The sequence below is a fragment of the Lebetimonas natsushimae genome (assembly GCF_002335445.1).
Taxonomy (GTDB): domain Bacteria; phylum Campylobacterota; class Campylobacteria; order Campylobacterales; family Nautiliaceae; genus Lebetimonas; species Lebetimonas natsushimae.
This window is the reverse complement of record NZ_BDME01000001.1, coordinates 526916-544928: the sequence shown is the minus strand read 5'-3', so window position 1 is coordinate 544928 and position 18013 is coordinate 526916. Positions and strand designations below refer to the sequence as shown.

The 18013-nt window shown below is 27.5% G+C and carries 22 protein-coding genes; 11 read left to right on the top strand and 11 right to left on the bottom strand.

The annotated features are described in order from the left end of the window. Positions 1–4: 4 nt before the first annotated feature. Complete coding sequence (mobB, locus tag LNAT_RS03080) at positions 5–490, bottom strand: molybdopterin-guanine dinucleotide biosynthesis protein B (protein ID WP_096258454.1); 486 nt, start codon at positions 488–490, stop codon at positions 5–7. 61 nt (positions 491–551) lie between these two features. On the opposite strand from mobB, the gene LNAT_RS03075 reads away from it, so the two are divergent. Genes LNAT_RS03075 through LNAT_RS03030 form a run of 10 tightly spaced genes read left to right on the top strand, consistent with a single transcriptional unit; the run spans position 552 to position 6810 of the window. Next, complete coding sequence (locus tag LNAT_RS03075) at positions 552–1793, top strand: MgtC/SapB family protein (RefSeq protein WP_096258453.1); 1242 nt, start codon at positions 552–554, stop codon at positions 1791–1793. A gap of 38 nt (positions 1794–1831) precedes the next feature. Next, positions 1832–2341 carry a 3-isopropylmalate dehydratase small subunit gene (gene leuD, locus LNAT_RS03070; protein ID WP_096258452.1) on the top strand — a complete coding sequence of 170 codons (510 nt, stop codon included), beginning with the start codon at positions 1832–1834 and terminating at the stop codon, positions 2339–2341. Next, positions 2328–3392 carry a 3-isopropylmalate dehydrogenase gene (gene leuB, locus LNAT_RS03065; RefSeq protein WP_096258451.1) on the top strand — a complete coding sequence of 355 codons (1065 nt, stop codon included), beginning with the start codon at positions 2328–2330 and terminating at the stop codon, positions 3390–3392. The genes leuD and leuB overlap by 14 nt, the downstream gene beginning before the upstream one ends. Continuing rightward, positions 3370–3615, top strand: a complete 246-nt coding sequence (locus LNAT_RS03060) for a tetratricopeptide repeat-containing protein (RefSeq protein ID WP_238593969.1) — start codon at positions 3370–3372, stop codon at positions 3613–3615. The genes leuB and LNAT_RS03060 overlap by 23 nt, the downstream gene beginning before the upstream one ends. A 1-nt stretch (position 3616) precedes the next feature. Continuing rightward, the gene (locus LNAT_RS03055; protein ID WP_096258450.1) at positions 3617–3865 is read left to right on the top strand and encodes a CiaD-like domain-containing protein; all 249 of its coding nucleotides are present in this window, start codon (positions 3617–3619) and stop codon (positions 3863–3865) included. A gap of 9 nt (positions 3866–3874) precedes the next feature. Further along, positions 3875–4963, top strand: a complete 1089-nt coding sequence (locus tag LNAT_RS03050) for a tRNA nucleotidyltransferase/poly(A) polymerase family protein (protein WP_238593968.1) — start codon at positions 3875–3877, stop codon at positions 4961–4963. Beyond that, positions 4941–5768, top strand: coding sequence for a formyltetrahydrofolate deformylase (purU, locus tag LNAT_RS03045; protein WP_096258449.1), 828 nt, complete (start codon positions 4941–4943; stop codon positions 5766–5768). The genes LNAT_RS03050 and purU overlap by 23 nt, the downstream gene beginning before the upstream one ends. Before the next feature lie 18 nt (positions 5769–5786). Continuing rightward, complete coding sequence (locus LNAT_RS03040; protein WP_096258448.1) at positions 5787–5918, top strand: flagellar M-ring protein FliF; 132 nt, start codon at positions 5787–5789, stop codon at positions 5916–5918. Beyond that, complete coding sequence (locus tag LNAT_RS03035; protein WP_096258447.1) at positions 5911–6414, top strand: tRNA (cytidine(34)-2'-O)-methyltransferase; 504 nt, start codon at positions 5911–5913, stop codon at positions 6412–6414. Before LNAT_RS03040 ends, LNAT_RS03035 begins: the two co-directional genes overlap by 8 nt. 33 nt (positions 6415–6447) lie before the next feature. Next, on the top strand, positions 6448–6810 hold the full coding sequence (locus LNAT_RS03030; RefSeq protein WP_096258446.1) for a nitrous oxide-stimulated promoter family protein: 363 nt from the start codon (positions 6448–6450) through the stop codon (positions 6808–6810). On the opposite strand, the gene LNAT_RS03025 is transcribed toward LNAT_RS03030, so the two are convergent. Beyond that, complete coding sequence (locus LNAT_RS03025; RefSeq protein WP_096258765.1) at positions 6788–7705, bottom strand: DNA polymerase III subunit delta; 918 nt, start codon at positions 7703–7705, stop codon at positions 6788–6790. The two genes, LNAT_RS03030 and LNAT_RS03025, sit on opposite strands and share 23 nt — an antisense overlap. Before the next feature lie 46 nt (positions 7706–7751). On the opposite strand from LNAT_RS03025, the gene LNAT_RS03020 reads away from it, so the two are divergent. Next, a complete protein-coding gene (locus tag LNAT_RS03020; RefSeq protein WP_096258445.1) occupies positions 7752–8987 on the top strand; it encodes an OmpP1/FadL family transporter in 1236 nt (411 codons plus the stop codon). Here the strand turns inward: LNAT_RS03020 and LNAT_RS03015 are convergent. From LNAT_RS03015 to era, 9 genes are read right to left on the bottom strand one after another with little or no spacing between them, the layout of a single operon-like run. After that, positions 8984–10921 carry a VacB/RNase II family 3'-5' exoribonuclease gene (locus tag LNAT_RS03015; RefSeq protein WP_096258444.1) on the bottom strand — a complete coding sequence of 646 codons (1938 nt, stop codon included), beginning with the start codon at positions 10919–10921 and terminating at the stop codon, positions 8984–8986. The genes LNAT_RS03020 and LNAT_RS03015 overlap by 4 nt on opposite strands. Beyond that, entirely contained in the window at positions 10918–11715 is a 798-nt protein-coding gene (locus tag LNAT_RS03010; protein WP_096258443.1) for an HDOD domain-containing protein, read from the bottom strand. Before LNAT_RS03010 ends, LNAT_RS03015 begins: the two co-directional genes overlap by 4 nt. Next, positions 11708–12469, bottom strand: a complete 762-nt coding sequence (locus tag LNAT_RS03005; RefSeq protein ID WP_096258442.1) for a tetratricopeptide repeat protein — start codon at positions 12467–12469, stop codon at positions 11708–11710. The genes LNAT_RS03010 and LNAT_RS03005 overlap by 8 nt, the downstream gene beginning before the upstream one ends. Then, positions 12469–13194: an ATPase, T2SS/T4P/T4SS family gene (locus tag LNAT_RS03000; protein WP_096258441.1), complete on the bottom strand. Its 726-nt coding sequence runs from the start codon at positions 13192–13194 to the stop codon at positions 12469–12471. Before LNAT_RS03000 ends, LNAT_RS03005 begins: the two co-directional genes overlap by 1 nt. Further along, on the bottom strand, positions 13181–14524 hold the full coding sequence (locus LNAT_RS02995; protein WP_096258440.1) for a type II secretion system protein GspD: 1344 nt from the start codon (positions 14522–14524) through the stop codon (positions 13181–13183). The genes LNAT_RS03000 and LNAT_RS02995 overlap by 14 nt, the downstream gene beginning before the upstream one ends. Further along, the gene (locus LNAT_RS02990; RefSeq protein ID WP_096258439.1) at positions 14521–14949 is read right to left on the bottom strand and encodes a hypothetical protein; all 429 of its coding nucleotides are present in this window, start codon (positions 14947–14949) and stop codon (positions 14521–14523) included. The genes LNAT_RS02995 and LNAT_RS02990 overlap by 4 nt, the downstream gene beginning before the upstream one ends. After that, positions 14946–15560, bottom strand: a complete 615-nt coding sequence (locus LNAT_RS02985; RefSeq protein WP_096258438.1) for a hypothetical protein — start codon at positions 15558–15560, stop codon at positions 14946–14948. The genes LNAT_RS02990 and LNAT_RS02985 overlap by 4 nt, the downstream gene beginning before the upstream one ends. Further along, on the bottom strand, positions 15557–17122 hold the full coding sequence (locus LNAT_RS02980; RefSeq protein ID WP_096258437.1) for a hypothetical protein: 1566 nt from the start codon (positions 17120–17122) through the stop codon (positions 15557–15559). The genes LNAT_RS02985 and LNAT_RS02980 overlap by 4 nt, the downstream gene beginning before the upstream one ends. Next, the gene (era, locus tag LNAT_RS02975; RefSeq protein WP_096258436.1) at positions 17119–18006 is read right to left on the bottom strand and encodes a GTPase Era; all 888 of its coding nucleotides are present in this window, start codon (positions 18004–18006) and stop codon (positions 17119–17121) included. The genes LNAT_RS02980 and era overlap by 4 nt, the downstream gene beginning before the upstream one ends. Positions 18007–18013 lie beyond the last annotated feature (7 nt).

Here is an 18013-nt window from a genome sequence, read left to right as displayed (position 1 = left end):
CTCCTTAAACTTCTTTTGCGTTTTCCAAGACCCATTCTATAATTTCATCCACATCGTTTAAATCAAGTATTTCAATATTTTTTGGAATCAAACTTTTATCAACACTGTCATCAATTGCAACAGCCTTAATATATCTGAAATAACTTTCATCAATTTCACCTCTAAAAACTCCGATTCTTGGAAGTGGCAGATATTTCAACCCTTCAACAAGCAAAATATCAAAATCATTTATCATATTGATTATTTCATCAAGAGATTTTTGCCTGTGTGAAAAATAAGTAGTACGCGTAGGAGATGTTACTACAACCTCAGCACCGGTTTGAAAAAATCTATAACTGTCTTTTCCCTCTTTATCAAATTTAGCCTTATCCCCCGGATCATTTTTAATTATGGCCAGTTTATAACTGCTAATTAACCTTTTGGCTATTTTTTCAATCAAAGTGGTTTTTCCCGAATTACTAGGTCCTGTAAATGCAACTGCTTTTCTCAAAAGTAACCTTTTTTTTCATAATTTTATCAAAATTTAATATAATAATAAAAAAAGGTCTAAATTGGATTTAGAATTTTTAAAACTTTTGATAATTTCCATTTTAATCGGATTCAGTATAGGGCTTGAACGTAGCATAAGATTCAATTCCAAAAACATAAATTCATTCGCGGGCAGCCGCACCTTTGCCCTAATTTCCCTTGCCGGATTTTTAAGTGCATATTTAAATGAAAAATATCCTTATTTTTTATATTTAAGCATTTTAATTATAGGAATTTTAATAATAAGCGCATATTTCTTAAAAGTTATACATTATAAAAAACAAGGGTCTACCACCCATTTTGCAGCAATTGTTACATTTTTTTTGGGAATATTGACTTATATAGGAAAAGTTGAATATGCAATTTATATCGGCGTTATAACAATAGTTATTTTATCCCTAAAACCAAAACTTGAGGAATTTGAATCCAAAATTTCCGTTAATGACATAAATGCCGGTGTTTTATTACTCGTTATGACCTTTTTAATTTTACCGATTCTGCCGAATAAAACAATAGATCCTTACCATCTTTTTAACCCTTATAAAACCTGGCTTATGGCTGTTTTAATTTCTGCCCTTTCTTTTATCGGATATATTTCATTAAAACTCATGGGTAATAAAGGGATTTTAATAACGGCAATGGCCGGTGGATTATTCAGTTCAACGGCAGTTACTTTTACACTCAGTAAAATGTATAAAGAAAACAAAAACAATAAATATTTATATATTGCGGGAATCTCAATCGCCAATGCCATAATGTTTGCAAGAATTTATGTGGAAACTCTTATTGTCAATAAGGAATTATCAAGCATAATTTTACTGCCTTTTTTACTAGCCACACTTTTTGGAATGATTTACGCATATTATATTTATAAAAAATCCACTGTTCAGAAAATAAATATTGATCTTAAATCAAAAAATCCGCTTGAAATAGACGAGGCTGTTAAATTTGCAATAATTTTTGCAATAATTTATGCAGCAGCCGAACTTGTCAGCAATAAATACGGAAATTTAGGTATTTATCTGCTTTCATTCTTTTCAGGAATTACGGATGTGGATGCCATTACGTTATCTCTTAGCAGTTTAGCTACTTCAAAAATTCCACAAATCAGCGCAATAAACGGAATTATAATAGCAAGTGTAACAAATTCCATTGTCAAATTTTTAATTGCCGCCATTGTCGCAAAAGATTTAAGCAAAGAATTATTTTTATTTTTTTTATTATGTTTTACAGGGCTTGGAATTGGCTATTTAATAGCAATTTAAAGGAAGTTTTGATAAAATTTTGAAAAAAAGGAATATTTATGAATGTAATTACAGGTAGAGTTTGGAAGTTTGGTGACAATATTGATACAGATTTAATTATTCCTGCAAGATATTTAAACACTTCAGACCCGCACGAACTGGCAAAACACGTAATGGAAGATGCAGACCCGGAATTCCCATCTAAAGTAAGACCCGGGGATATAATAGTTGCCGGATGGAATTTTGGAAGCGGAAGTAGCCGTGAACACGCACCGATTGCCCTGAAAGCTGCAGGAATTGCCGCTGTAATTGCAAAAAGTTTTGCAAGAATTTTTTACAGAAACAGTTTTAACATGGGACTTCCTATTTTTGAACTGCTTGAGAGTGATGAGATAAATGAAGGGGATTTAATAAAAATCGATTTGGACAAAGGAATTATTCACGACATTGACACAGGAAAAGAGTATAAATTTGCACCTATTCCTGATTTTATGCAAAATCTGATTGCAGCAGGGGGGCTCATAAATTATGCAAAAGAGATTTTAAAGGAAAATAATGAAAACGTATAATATTGCCGTAATTAAAGGTGACGGAATCGGGCCAGAAATTGTAAATGAGGCTATAAAAGTATTAAATAGCGTAGGAGTTGTTGAAAATATTAAATTTAATTATAAAGAATATCTTCTAGGCGGGGCGGCATATGATGCAGTAGGGGATCCTTGCCCTGATGAAACAATAAAAGGATGCTTAGAAAGCGATGCAGTTTTATTTGGTTCAATTGGAGGGTATAAATGGGAGAGTCTGCCAAAAGAAAAAAGACCAGAAAGCGGACTTTTAAAGCTCAGAAAAGAATTAGGCCTTTTTGCAAATATCCGTCCTGCAATTATTTTTGATGAATTAGTAAATGCTTCTACCTTAAAACCTGAAATTATTAAAGGTGTTGATTTAGTGGTTGTAAGAGAACTAACAGGTGGAATTTATTTTGGAGAGCCGAGATACAAAGACAAAGAAAAAGCTTATAATACCATGATTTATACAAGGGAGGAAGTTGAAAGAATAGCACATGTTGCCTTTAAAGAAGCAATGAAAAGAAATAAAAAAGTAACTTCAATTGACAAAGCGAATGTACTTGAAGTCAGTGAATTTTGGAGGGAGATTGTAGAAGAAATTGCAAAAGAATATCCTGAAGTTGAGCTAAATCATATGTATGTAGATAATGCGGCAATGCAGCTTATCAGAAATCCAAAACAGTTTGATGTAATTTTAACAGGTAATATTTTCGGGGATATTTTAAGTGATGAAGCAAGTATGATAGTAGGAAGCATTGGACTACTTCCTAGTGCAAGTATAGGCGGAAGGGTTGGATTATTTGAACCGATTCACGGAAGTGCTCCTGATATTGCAGGTGAGCAAAAAGCAAATCCGATTGCCACAATTTTAAGTGCCGCTATGATGTTAGAATACCTTAATGAATTAAATGCGGCAAAAAGAATAAAAGATGCAATTAAAAAAGTATTAGCCCTTGGTTACAGAACACCAGACTTGGCAGAGTTTGACGCAAAAGAAGTGGTAAACACTTCAAAAATGGGAGATTTAATTGCAAAATACGTTAAAGATTAAAACAAAAACTTACGCAAAAATTCTGGAATCCCAGGGTTTTAAACAAGAAGCCCTGGAAATTTATGAATCTCTTGAAAAAGATGCAGAAGTTATTGAAGCAATTAAAAGACTTAAACAGAGAAAAAAATTTAATGGTATTAATGTTTTAAAATTAAAAGAATTTGACAATATCAACCAAAAAAACAGATTTAATTTTGAAAAATGGTTAATATTTAAGGATTAAAATGAATATTAAAGAAACAATTTTAGAAACCCTGCAGGAATTGGAAGAAGAAAATATTATAGTTGAACAGGAAGAAAAAGAAGAAAATTGTGACAGGGAATTTTTAAAACACTTAAAAGAAAGACTTTTAATTCTCTTTGAAGGGCTTCAATCCCCAAATACCGAAAATCTTGATGTCAAGCTTGATGTAACTCTAAATTTCCTTGAGTATCTGCTTGTTAAAATAGATGAAAAATTAAATGAAAGTTAAAAATTAAAAGTGAAAAATGAAAAATTACAAGAAGATTTAGAGTTTTTAAAAAATTTTTTTGCTCCTTACAGCAAAAGAGTCTATATTGTAGGCGGAGCTGTAAGAGATGAAATAATGGGCATAAAACCAAAAGAAATTGATTTGGAAGTTTATGACATAGCCCCTGATAAATTTGATGAATTAATGCAAAAACTGGGGGCAAAAGGGGTTGGAAAAAGTTTTTTTGTATATAAATGGAAAAATTTTGATATTGCCCTCCCCCGCACAGAAATGAAAACAGGCTCGGGACACAGGGGATTTGAAGTAAGTCTTATCCAAGATGAAAAAACCGCCTCATCACGCAGGGATTTTACAATGAATGCTTTGATGAAAAACATATTCACTGGAGTTATACTTGATTTTTGGGGAGGGGTAAAAGACATTAAAAACAGAATAATAAGACATATTAATAATGAAAAATTTAAAGAAGATTCACTAAGGGTCCTTAGGGCAATGCAGTTTGCCGCCAGATTTAAATTTAAAGTGGCCCCAGAAACTGTAAAACTATGCTGTGAAATTGATTTAAATGATTTAAGTAAAGACAGAATTTACGGCGAATTTGAAAAAATGTTTAAAAGCAGATTTTTATATTACGGATTTTATTATTTTATTATTCTCGGAATAGCCAAAAAATTACTCAATTTAGAATTTAACAAAAAAGAATTTTTCCATCTTTCTAAAATATATAAAACAAATCCGCTTGAGAGTTTTTTTCTTTATCATCTGATTTATTATAAACATTTAAAACACTCTTTTTTTATTGAAAAATTAAACCTTCCAAACAGACTGAAAAGGGAAATAAAAATAAAAAAATGCCCAAAAATCGTAACAAACAGATTTCTTTACGGACTTGCTTTGAAATATCCACTTAAAACTTTTAGCATATTAAATTTCAACTGCTGCAAAAAATGGATAAAAGAACATAACTTATGGGATAAAAAATATAAACCCATTAAAATTGACCCAAATAATCCAAGAAAATCAATATTAGACGAAATTAGAAGTTATGATAAAATAATCATAAAAAAGGACAAATATGCAATATACCCTGTTAATTGACTGTGACGATAAAAAAGGACTTGTTTATAAAATTTCAAAAATTCTGTATGAAAACGATTTTAATATAGAGTCTCAGCAGGAATTTGTCGATAAAGAAAATAATAAATTCTTTTTCAGGGCGGTAATAATAGGAAATGTAGACAAAGAAAAATTAAAAAAACAGATAAAAAAAGAAGTGCCGTGCGCCAATGTAAACATTTATAAAAAAAGAAAAAAAAGACTGTTTTTGATGGCCACAAAAGAAGCCCACGCTTTAGGGGATATTTTAATCAAACAATATTCAGGGGATTTGGATGTTGAAATTCTCGGAGTTATTGCAAACAGAGAAAATCTCAAAGACTTGGTTGAAAAATTTAATATTCCTTTTTATTACATCCCGGCTGAAGGTTTAAGCAGGGCCGAGCATGAAAACAAAATGCTTGAAATTATAAAACCAACAAATCCTGATTTTATTATACTTGCCAAATATATGAGGATATTGACTCCAAATTTCGTAGAAAAATTTCCAAATAAAATAATAAACATTCACCATTCATTCCTCCCCGCATTTATCGGAGCCAATCCTTATAAACAGGCATACGACAGGGGTGTAAAAATAATAGGCGCTACCGCTCATTTTGTAAATAACAATTTGGATGACGGACCTATTATCGAACAGGATGTAATCAGAGTAAATCATGAAATGAGCTGGGAAGAGATGAGAATTCAAGGGCGTGATATAGAGAAAATAGTTTTAAGCAGAGCTATAAAAAAAGCAATTGAAGACAGAATTTTTGTATTCGCAAATAAAACAATTATACTTTAATTAAATGAAAAGTGAAAAATGAAAAATGAAAAATTTGAAGAGATAAAAACTCGAATTATAAAAGACAGGCTAAAAAAAATTTTTAGTAAGAATCCAAAAGCCATTGCAAAAATATTAACACATCTGATTAAAAGGCAAAAAAATGTTTAATATAGTCCTTTTTAATCCCCAAATCCCCCCAAATACGGGAAATATCGGAAGACTCTGTGTAAATGCCGGGGCTAAGCTTCATTTAGTTAAACCTCTTGGATTTGATATAAGCGAAAAAGCGGTAAAAAGAGCGGGTCTTGATTATTGGGACAAACTTGATTTAACAGTCTGGGAAAATATAGATCAGTTCTTAAAAAATATTGATATAAATAAATGCCATTTTGCAACCACAAAAACCACAAAACCATATTTTGAAGCAAATTTTGACATTGGTGATTATATTATTTTCGGAAGCGAAACAAAAGGAATTGATGAAAATATTTTAAATAAATTCAAGGAAAAATGTATAACAATCCCTATGACTAAAAACGGAAGAAGTTTAAATTTAGCTGTAAGTACAGGAATAATATTATACGAAGCCATAAGACAAAACTCTGTTAATGGAAATTTGAAAATGGAAAATGGAAAATTGATTGGTATCAATGCAAATATATAATCATAAATGTATAATTAATAAAAAGGCTTTTTTATGACAGAAGAAAAATTTAAAAGTGAGATTGAAACACTTAAAAAATTTTTTCCAATTTATTGCAATGATAAACATACAGGCCAGTTTTTAAAAAATTATCATTTAAACTATAAAAATTTAAAATTGGACTTTGATGTCTGTTTATGTGAGGAATGTCACAATCTTTTATCTTATGCCATAGATAGACTGACTGAATGTCCAAATAACCCAAAACCAAGATGTAGAAAATGTCCGAATCCCTGCTATGAAAAAGACAAATTTAAACAGATGGCAAAAATGATGAGATATTCCGGTATGAAACTGGGACTTACAAAAGCAGCAAAAAGATTAAAAAATATTTTTAAAAAGAGTGATAATTCCTAAGGTATATCATAGCCTCCCAAAAAATCGCCTCTTTTTCTTTTTCTGAATTTCTCATTAAAAGTTCTTTATTTAATAAAAAATCGAGTAGAGTTTTATAATCTTTCTCTTTTAATTTAATAACAAGTTCAATTCTTTGCTTTTCTATATCAAAAGGAAGCTGATATCCCAAAAATTCCTTTAAGTTTGATTTTCCCGTTATTTTTATAAAAATATGATACTGGTAAAGTGTGGTAATATAGTTTATTAAAGCCGGTATTATTCTTTTATAATCTACTGTTTCTAAAATTATTTTTAAATCATCAAAAAAATCTCTTCCGTTTAAAATCTTTACAAATAAATCTTCAAATGATTCCTCTTTATATAAAAAAACAATATCTTCTATATCTTTTAAAGAAATTTCTTTTTTATAATTCGCTAGTTTTTTTATTTCATTTTCTAAAAAAAGCGGATCTATGCTTTTTGCCAAAAAATTTTTTGCATCATTTGATAAATGCAAATGTTCTTTTTCACACAGTCTATTTGTATATTCTATGATATCTTTAAAAGAAGGATTATAAAACCTTACAAATTCATCTTTTTTCAAATCTAATTTTTTATTTCCCGTATAAAACACAAAACAATAATTGCCTTTAACATACTGTTTGAGTTCTTCCAGTTCTTTATTAAATTTATTTGTCTTTACAATTAATATATTTTGCCCACCAAATAAAGAACTCTCTATTAAATGAGATTTAGCCAATTTTTTATCAAATTCATCATAATAAAGTTTTAACATATTTTCTTTTTCAAATTTTTCTTCAATTTTTTTTTGATACAGATTCAGAAAAAAACTGTTTCCATAAAACACACAAAAATGAGGTAATTCTTTTAAACCATCAAATTCTCTTTTATTCATTTTAACCTTTTTGTTAGAATTATACAATAACTTAAAAGGAGATTTTATGAAAAAAATTATTGCATTATCTATCATTACTTCATCACTTCTTTTGGCAAACGGATATAAAATCCCTGAACAATCTATAAACGGTATGGCTTTAAGTGCAGCAAATGTAGCAAATGCACACGGGGCTGATGCAAACTATTACAACCCTGCAAATATGGTTTTCAATAAAGATAAAAACAGTTACGAATTTTTAATGAGTTACATCCATTTAAACAAAATAGAATTCGACAATCAAAATGGGGAAATTTATGAATCCAGAGATGAAGATTATTTAATCCCCCTCTTCCATTTTAGCTCAAAAGATTACAATAATTTCAGATGGGGACTTTCTATTACAACCCCTGCCGGACTTTCAAAAAAATGGGACGACCCCGTACCGGAGCTTGGAGCGAAAGAATTTACATTAAAAACGGTTGAACTTAATCCTAATATTGCATATAAAGTTAATAATAATTTTGGTATAGCTTTTGGTATAAGAGCTCTCAGAAGTGAGGGGATAGCAAACGCATTTAGAGCAGGTTTATATTCCCAATATTTAAATGGAGATTCAATCGATTTTGGATGGAATGCTGCTGCTTCATATCAAAATGATAAAAGAGATACTAAAATAGCTTTAACTTACCGTTCAAAAATAAACATGACACTAAACGGTGACGCAAGTGGATATTACAGTAAATTTTTATTAACCGGTAATCCTGATGATATTTCTACATTAATATCATTTAAAACAAACGGAAAAGTAAAAATTCCTCTGCCTGCGGCACTGAATCTGGCATTTGCCAAAACTTTTAACAAAACAACACTTGAATTTGTACTTGAGAGAACTTTCTGGTCTGATTATAAAGAACTTGATTTTAATCTCAACGATCCTTATGTAGAAGGAATTTTTGGTACACCTATACCAAAACATTGGAAAGACGCAAACTCGTATAGAATCGGTTTGACACATCAATGCAATAAAAAACTTACAGCTATGCTGGGATTCACATATGATGAAACACCTGTGCCGGATGATACAATAGATTTTTCATTACCTGATAGTGATAAACAAATATTCTCAGGTGGATTTAAATACAAAATGGATGATAGAATGAAATTAGGATTTTCTGTGCTTTATGCAAAACAGAAAGAAAGAAGTGTTATTATGAAACAATCAGATGGGACTCCTATACAAGGAACATTTAAAGACGGAGGGGCTTTATTAATGGCTTTTGGAATAGATTACAGTTTTTAATCTATTACTTTCCCTCTTATTTTTGCAGTTGCAATATTCGAATCAACTATTTCAATATCTACTTTTTCAAACAAATTAAACTGTTTTTTATCTTTTAAAAACACCCTGCTTCCAAGCAATTTATCTTCTAAAATTTTTGCGATAGGCGGAATTTCAGTATCTTCAATTATACCCTTATATATTTTACCAATATTAATTTTTGCAACTCTGGCATATTTTCTGTCATAAAAATCCCACTCCACTTTCATTGCTTCTCTTTCCAGTTCACTTATTTTAACAACCAAAGCTTCAATATTTCTTAAAATAAAATTTTTCATTTTTTCATCATTTCTAATGATTGATTTTAAAAGTCTGTGAAGAGTCAAATCCGAATATCTACGAATAGGTGATGTAAAATGTGTATATTTTTCAAACCCTAAAGCATAATGACCAAGATTCTCAGCATCATATCTTGCCTGCTGTTGTGCCTTGATAATTAATTTGTCCACTTCTTTTTTTATTCCAATCTCTTTTGCCTGTGCTTGAATATTTTTTACATTTTTTACAAAATCTTCATCTTCGTTTACTTCAATTCCAAGAGACAACAAATTATTGTAAAGTTCGTCAATAGTGGTAGAAGAAGGTTTTTCGTGAACTCTGAAAATTCCATAGTCTATTATTTTGGCAGCTGCTTTATTTGCCAAAAGCATACAGTCTTCTATAAGTGAATGAGAAGGGGTTTCCTCTTCAATACTTACTTCTTTAATAAGGCCGTTTTCATCCAGAATCATTTTAATTTCGTCGCTTTCAAAATCAAGACCTGTTTTTAATCTTTCTGCCCTTATATGTTTAATTTTTTCCCACAGAGGCAGAAGCCAAGAAAGAATTTTTTTATCTGTTTCATCACTGTTTTCAAATTTTCCCGCCAAAAATTCATCAACCTTTTCATAAGAATATTTTCTTTTTGAATTAATAATTCCTTCAAAAAGTTCTTCTTTTATTACATTATTGTTTTTATCCAAAGTAATTTTAAAAATAAAACTGAGTCTGTCTTCATTTTCTTTAAGCGAACAAATATTTTCACTCAAGGCACGAGGCAGCATAGGAATAGATTTGTGTGGAAAATAGATACTAAACCCTCTCTCTTTTGCTTCTTTATCTATATTTCCGTTTAAATATACGTATTCACTAACATCTGCGATTGCCACATAAAGGGCATTTTCATCTTTATCAAAATATATTGCATCGTCATGGTCTTTTGCTGTTACTGGGTCAATTGTACAAAAAAATTTATCTGTTAAATCAATTCTATCGGGATACATGCTTTTATCTACATAATCTCCATAAGACTGTGACTCAAGCAATGCAGCTTTTGAAAACTCTTCTTTTTTGTTATAAAGGGCAAGTGAAATTTTTTCATCCACCCACGGATCGTCTAATACCCCTAAAACCTCTTCTATAGTTGAAGTATAATTATTTATTTTAAACACCGCATTTTCAGGGAGATTTTTTAAGGCTTTTTTTGTAACTTTTACGTAAGTTGGAAGATTTGTTTTTATATTTCTGATTAATGGTATTTTTTTTCCATTCTTAATTTCAAATGTTAAATATCCGACAGTATATGCGAAAGCTTTTTCTATAATATAAATTACTTTTGCCTTAGGCCTTCCTTTTTTATTAAATAATTTTTCTGCAATTACCAAATCACCTTTACTTGCAGAATTTAAGTGATGCTCTTCAATTAATAGATCTTTCCCTTTTGTCATGGGAATTAAAAATCCAAAACCTTTTTTTGTAATATCAATTTTACCAGGTATATATTTAGATTTTATTTTTATGATTTTTCCATTTGTAACAATTTTAAATGCAATTAAATCATTTATCAGATCCCTTTTATCTCTTGGAATATCCTTTCTATCAATTCCTTTTATAAGTTTATATATAAATTCCTTCAATTATTCCCTTTTATTATCAGTTCAATTGCCAATTTTAAAGATTCTATATCTAATTCATATTTTTTTGCAATTTCCAAAGCTTTTTTTTCATTTTCTTCGTTATATCCGTTTAAAAGATTGATTAAATTTTTTAACGTAAGAAGTGAAGCGCTTTCTTTTTCATATTTACCATTAGGGTTATCTAAATTTCTCATAGATTCTATTAAATCTTCACTAAATCCCCAATGTGAAAATATTTTAGCATTAACTTCAGCGGTTGTCATTCCAATAAATTTTTTCTCAAGTTCTTCTCTGTTTTCAGGAGTTAAATTAGTTCTAAATTCATCTACTTTATCGAGATTACTTAATACAACAGAAATTATAACAGCGCCTATATCAATTAAAAAAGAATCTGTTGCTAAAATATCTAAATATTTTCTGTTTTTTTTGTACCATAAAAGTGTTACGGCATTTCTTTTAGCAGATACATCATGGAATTGATCTTCGCTTATACCGTATGCGCTTAAATCAAATTTAAGAGTGTTTTTAATTGCAAAAGAAATGGCAAATCCTTTTACTGTAGCCATTCCAAACAGAGAAACGGCCTGATCTACATTTTTTATCTGTCTGGTAAATCCATATAAAGGAGAATTGGCTGCTTTAAGCAAATTGGCTGTAAGCATCGGATCTTCTTTAACTACTTTTACTAAATCCGATATTGAAGAATTGGGGTTATTAGTAATCCTTTGTATCTCCATTATACTTTTTGGCAAAGGTGGAAGCGCTTTTATCTCTTTTAAAATATGTTCATTCATTTATACTCCTTAATAATTTTTGAATATCATCATTTTGGCCATAATCATTCAAATATGTTTGTAAAACTTCTTTTGCTTTTTCTTTCTTATTTTTTCTCAATAAAATAATAGCAAATATCTTCCAGCTTTCATATCTGGAAGGATTAATACTGTTTGCCTTAAGTGCCCATAATTTTGCTAAATCTAATTTATTTTTATTTAAATAATATTGTGATATTTGAATAGCTAAATCAAAAGATGGTTTTTGATTATAAGTATTAATCAAATCATCTATTTTTACATTTTCTTCAATTATTAAAGGTTTTTGTTTATTTTTTTCTTTTATTTTAGGTAACATTTTCTTTTGATTATTAATTTTTTTCTTTATATATTTTTTTACTTCTTTATTTATCTCATTGTTTATTTCTTTTGTATTATTAATATCAATTTTTGGAAATACAAAAGATATCATCGGTATCTTATTTGTTATATTATTATCGTTTTTTGTCATATTTTTTTCTTTTTTAAAGTTGTTATTCTTAGAAATTTTAGTAACTTTAGCAGTTTTAACAGTTACTGTAGGAATATTTTTTTCTTTTTTCTTAGAAGAATTATTATCATTATTCTTTTTATAAGAATTACTCTGCTGATAATTATAAAGCATAAATATTTTTGATCCAACTAAAATAAATATTACAGATATTATAAAAACAATCAAAAATTTCAAAAATTTTTTTCTATAATATATTTTTTCCAGTTTTTCATATTTATGCACTAAAACCCTTTTATATCCATATATGTTATTTCCATATATTTAGCCAAATTTTTAAAAACTTTTTCTTTATCTCTTTGATAAAAAAATTCAAGCACATCAAATAATTTAAACATAAATTGATTTATTTTTCTTAATGAACCATCAGTATACTTATATATTAATTTAAAATGTTTAGGTTTAAATTTTTCGGCTAATGAAACATAATCAGCCTTTATTAATTTGGTATTTATAAAATATTCAACTTCCTCTAATCTAATCGGTAATGTCCTGAAAATATAATTAATTCTGGTTTCAAAATGTCTTTTTTGCAACAATCTGTTTAAATCTACATCATGTGTTGCAAAAACTATTGTTAAATTACCTTTATCAGCATATATTCTTAAATTCTCTAAAACAGAATCATCTAAAAGCTGGGCTTCATCAATAAAAAGATAATAATGTTCATCAATATTCAAAGTTTTAATTATATTCAATACAGCATTTATTTCTAAAAAAGGATTAGAAATATAAAATATATTTTTTTTTTCTTTTAAATTATTATAAATAGAATTTAAAATCATACTTTTTCCACTTCCAGCGGCACCTGAGAGAAAAATCATTTTTTCATTTTGTTCGATTGCGTTTGTCAGGTCAATTTTTAATTTTTCAATACTGGCAAGCGGAATATAATTTTTTACATCAACCACATCCCTGAACAGATCTTTTACCAGACTAAAATTTTCCAAACCCTAAATCCCTCAGAGTTTTTTTCTTACTAAAATCAATTATATGTGGTGTTATTACAAAAACAAGTTCTTTTTTGTTTGTAACTTTTTCTTTTGAGGAAAAGAGATATTTAACCAACGGTATTTCTTTTAAAACCGGTACACCGTTTACATTCAAAGAATCTTCATTTGTTATAAGACCGCCTAATACTAAAGTATCATTATCTTTTAATTTAACAATACTTAGCATTGTATTGTCTCTTGTGTCAGGAGGCATATCTCTTGTTGTATCTTTTAACTGATTTTGATTTTTAAATGAACTGATCCTTGGAGCTATACTTAAAATAATATCTCCGTTATCATTAATTTGCGGTGTTATATCAAGCACAACACCCACAAATTTAGAATCAATTGTATATTCAACTGATGGTGCTGCATTTGGATTATTCACTACACTGGAAGCATACTTATAATAAATGGTATCACCAACACTAATGATAGCTTTTTGATTGTTTAATGTTACTATTTTAGGATTTGACAATGAATTAACATTTCCATTCTCTGCTAAGAAATTTAAAAATCCTTGTAAATTAAAGGTTGCAGAATTAAAAACTGATTCTCTGCCAAATACTTTATGTGCAAAATTGTTTACTGGTATAGACTGACTATCCAATGCTAAATTTAATTTTGACCAATCTATACCTGTTTTATGAGATTCAGAAAGCTCAACGGTATATATTTTAACATCTATTAATACTTCTTTTGTTAACCTTTTTATTAAATTATTAATATATTCGTCTATCTCTTGAACTTGTTTTTTAGTACCAGTAACAGTTATCAAACCTGCAGCTTTGTCAATTACTGGAGGTTTATAATCTTTAGATGTATTCTGTAAAATTGTTTTTATATTGTCTTCTATTTTATCCCAAAAATCAAAATCATATGTATTTTTAACCTTACTGTCTGTTGCATCCAAATTGGATTCTCCGGTTCTTGATGATGTAAGAAAATCTAATTTATAAGTTTTAGTTTTAAAATAACTAATTTCTAACGTATTGGAACTCAAAGAATAAAACAAATTTCTTTTTGCCAACAATAAATCTAAAATTTCTCTTAATGTAAAATGTTTAATTTTTACAAAAGGCATTTTATTATCAACAATTTTTTTAGATTCGTCATCATCATAAACAATATTTATCCCACATTTTTGAGTAACTAATAAATCTAAAAAATCTTTTATTTTCATTCTTTCTTGAGAATTAATACTGTTTGAATAAGTAAAAAACTTATTATAACAGTCGTTAGCGTATATATTTAAAATCATAAATAATATTAAAAATATTTTTTTCATTGTCCAATCCTTATTCTTAATGATTTTACATTTAATTTTTTTATTAATTGTTTTTTACCACATTTTATAACAATTTTATCTGAATATATATTTTCCACTCTGCAATTTTTTATTTTATCATTTTTTTTCACCCATTTTTTATAAGTATTTATTAATTCATCACCCATATATTCGTCTATTTTTATATAAGCGGTATCATTAAAAACAGAAAGAAGGGAAATATGAATAATTTTCTTTATATTTTTATTAATTTTTTTATTATTTAAAAATATTGGCTTCTTAATTTTGTAAAATGGGGATTTTATTTTATCAATATTTTTAAGTTCAAAATTATAGGTTACTAATTTATTTGTATATTCTAAATATTTTTCATTAGTTGAAGCTATCAAAAAAACCCCTATTATTAAAAATAATATTTTTCTCATTTTTTATACCCATATAATGAAAATTTAATCATATAATCACCTTTCTCGTTTATATTTAACTCATTTACTCTTAATAATTCTTTGGTGTTTTCGTATTTATAAATATAATAAATTAAATTCTTATATTCCCCTTTAATATTTACAGTTATATCCATTTTTTTATTTATAAAAGTATTATTATTGTCATTAAAAAGTTCATTTTTAAAATCAATTAATTTTAAACCTTCATTTTTAGCATCATGTACAATATTTTTTACATAATTTGCCCATTTATATTTATTAAATTCTGCAAAATCCAATAATGAAACTAAATCATCAAAAAAAAGTTTTTGTTTATGCAGAGAAATTTTTTTCAAAGAAAGTTTTTTTATAGTTTTAGTCAAATTAATAATTTGTACTGTAAACGTATTTTTTTGTATTTTTAATTTATTTAATTTTTCCATATTGTGACTATAATTGTTTTTTTGTCTGATTTGATAGGAAGAACTAACTGGATAAATAAAATAATATATAATAAACCCTATTAAAAATATTGTCATTATATGAATATATAAAATGTCTTTTTTAGTCTTATTTTCAAAAAATTTGTCTAAAAAATTTTTCTGTTTCATTCTTTTATCCTAATTTTTGAAATATATTTTTTATTATCTAATTTTATACTATCGGTATAAGCATTATATCCATTGTGAGTCAAATCGTCAATCAAATTTGCGATATTTGAATCTTTACTGGAAAACACATCAATTATAAATTCACTATTTTTATAATTAAGATTTTTTATATAAACTTTATTTTTATTAATTATTAATGTTATATCAGTCAATTCCTGTGATTTTGGAAGATAAGAATATTTAAATTTATAAAGCTCATTTATTAAAAGCTTATCTTTTTTTATTTTGTTTAACAATTTTGTTATAACTGTTTCAATTTTATTTTTTTGATTTTCCAGTTTACTTTTTTTAGAAACCAAAGCTGAGATATCCTTATTATATTTTTGAATCTTAGAATTTAAATGATTATTTTTATATTGATAAACCAACCCATTAATATATTGATACAAAGGTACAACAGAAAAAATAATAGTGGCTGCTGTCACACTCAAAACAAATTGACCGCTCGGTCTATAAAAAAATGTAGGTTCTCTTAAAAAAAGAGAAAAATTATATTTAAAATCACTGTATTTATAAGCATAATGCGTTTCAAGCATTCCTAAAAACAATAATGGATCAATAGGAAGTCTGTCAAGATTATAATTTTCATAAAATTCAAAATCAAATGTGTCAATATTCAGGTATTTAGAATAATAATTATCCAGTCCTTCAATGTTTCCGAATTTAGTGGTGATAAATATTCTATCAATATTATCAATATTGTAAACTTCAATTAATTTTTTAATCTGATCTTCTATTATACCTCCAAATGTATTAAATTCTTTTAATAATTCATTATAAACAATAAATTCATTTGAAGAATAATTTTCCTGATCCAAACCTTTTTTGTTTAACAGTTTTTTAAAAGTTTCTAAATCAAAATTTGCAATATTTAATTTTGAAACCCTATCATAAATTTTATCCAGTCCCCCGGAAATTGTAACAATTTTTACCAATTTACCTTTAGAATAAAATGTAATGAATATTTTATCCTCCAGTATTACAACAAACATATCATTTGCATAGGTAAGAATATTCTCCTGATACAAAGATCTGTAAGAAAAAGCCGGAAATGATATATAATCAATATATCCCGTTTCGTCTAAAATATATTTAAAATCATTTTTGATTATACTTTCTGATACTATTACTGTTTCCACTATTACTTTTTTATCATTTTTTAATAAATCAACTATTTTATATTTGATAATATAACTTTCTGTTTCATTAATACCAGTTTCTTCATAAACTTTTGTTTCAATAAATTTATCTAATTCTATTTTTTCTATTAAATTTTTTTCAAGCTCAAAATTATAAAAAATCGCATTTTCGATTGGAATGTAAGTATTTATTAAAGGAGTGCTTCTTAAATCATCACGATATATCCTCAACAATTTTTTATTGGCATATAAAATATACCTTTCTTTTCCTTTTACACCTACAACTTTATTTATATCATAATTATATTTTCTTAAAAACTTAATTTTTGACGCTACATTGTTCCATTTTTCTTTAAGTTTCATAATTCTACCTCATATCCTAATTCTTCTAACATTTTTTTATTTTTACTCCAGCCTTTGACAACTTTTACAAAAAGCTCTAAATATATTTTTTTACCACTGAAATTTTCTAACAATTTTCTGGCATATGAGCCGATTTCTTTTATTTTTTTCCCCTTTTTACCTATGACCATTCCCTTTTGGGAATCTCTTTCAACTATAATTGTAGCATAAACTTTATCTAAATTTTCAAATTCTTTTAATTTTTCTATTAAAATATCAGTTTCATAAGGTATTTCATCCCCTAATTTTTCAAACAAAGCTTCCCGTATTAATTCTTTATATATATCTCTGATATGTTCAGTTGATATTATATCAGGATCATAATAATAAGGATGATCAGGTAAATATTCAACTATAGTATCTAATAATTCTTCCCTGCCCTTTCCTTCAACCGCACTAATTGGAATAATCTTAAGGGCTTTAGAAATTTTTTCATATTCTTTTATTTTACCTTCCAATTCTTCTTTTGTTACCAAATCTGTCTTAGTAAGAACAAGAATATGAGGTATATTTTTTTTATTTAATTCTAAAAACCACTGATATCCACTTTTTTCTACATTATCCCTGACATCAGCTAAAAAAAGAATTAAATCACTGTCACTCAAAGCCTTCAGTGCTTCATTTAACATAAATTTATTAAGAAGTTTTTCTTTTTCGTGAAGTCCAGGAGTGTCAAGAAGTATTATTTGGTTATCTTTATGCATAACAATTGCATTTACTCTTTTTCTTGAAGCGTTGGCTTTAGGAGAAACAAGAGCTATTTTTTCTCCTAAAAGCCAATTTAGAAGTGTTGATTTTCCAGCATTTGGTTTGCCAATTATTCCAACAAAACCGCTTTTTGGCATTTTAATC